The organism is Streptomyces sp. NRRL F-5630 (assembly GCF_000719475.1).
Lineage (GTDB): Bacteria > Actinomycetota > Actinomycetes > Streptomycetales > Streptomycetaceae > Streptomyces.
This window is the reverse complement of sequence record NZ_JOGO01000185.1, coordinates 1-939: the sequence shown is the minus strand read 5'-3', so window position 1 is coordinate 939 and position 939 is coordinate 1. Positions and strand designations below refer to the sequence as shown.

At 70.5% G+C, this 939-nt stretch carries 1 pseudogene; it reads left to right on the top strand.

Features of this window, described 5'->3' with window-relative positions:
* Positions 1-939, top strand: a pseudogene (locus IF99_RS0130250) (ATP-binding protein); the annotation flags it as partial.

Sequence of the window (939 nt, the reverse complement as noted above, 5' to 3'; positions counted from 1 at the left end):
GCCCTCCAGGCGCAGGTGATCGCGTCGCTGATCCGCGTGCACGACGAGTCCCAGTCAGTGGTCCTGCTGGAGGTGCTTCGCCGCCTGGCCATGCGTGAACACGCCCTCGTCAGCAGGGCACTCCAGGCCCTGAGCGAGTTGGAGATGCTGACCGACGACCCGGAGCTGCTGGCCAAGAGTTTCGAGATCGATCACCTCGTGACGCGGATGCGGCGCCAGGTCGAGAGCACGGCAGTGCTGGGCGGGCAGTCCCTGCGCAGTGTGCGCCGGCCCGTTCCCGTAGCGACGGCCCTGCGCGGCGCTGTGTCCGAGGTGGTGGCCTATCGAAGGGTGGCCGTCGCGGCCGGGTCCGTGGGCGCCGAGCTGGGGCTGCCCGGCCATGTGGGCCCGGACCTGACGCACCTGGTGGCGGAGCTGATCGAGAACTCCTGCGAGTGCTCCGACCCGGCGACGCGGGTGACGGTGCGCGCGCAGCGGGTGCCGCACGGGCTGGCCGTCGAGGTCGAGGACCGAGCCATCCCCATGCACCCGCAGGCGCGAGCCCAGATGAACCACCTGCTCGCAGCCCCGGACGAGGTCGACGTCAGCGGCCAAGTCCGGGCCGGACAGCTCGGTCTGCTGGTCGCCGCGAAGATCGCCCAGTCACACGCGCGTCTCCGGGCCGCAGCCGCAGCAGGTCGCCGCGACTCCCGCCGCTCTGCGGGCAGCACGGGGCGCACATCCCGGCACCGCTGAGGTATCGACCGTGAAGGCGGGCCATTCGGCTGACGCGCCCCCTCTGCCCACCCGGAGAAGCCGGACGAAGTCTTTCCGTCCACCACACGAGCGGGAGCAAACCCCCCTAGGGCGTCTCTTTCGGATCTTGGTTCAGAAGGGTCTGCACGTGGCCTGCCCGCACCTATATTGGCGAGGTGGATCAAGCCGAAGCGAGCGGTCAGG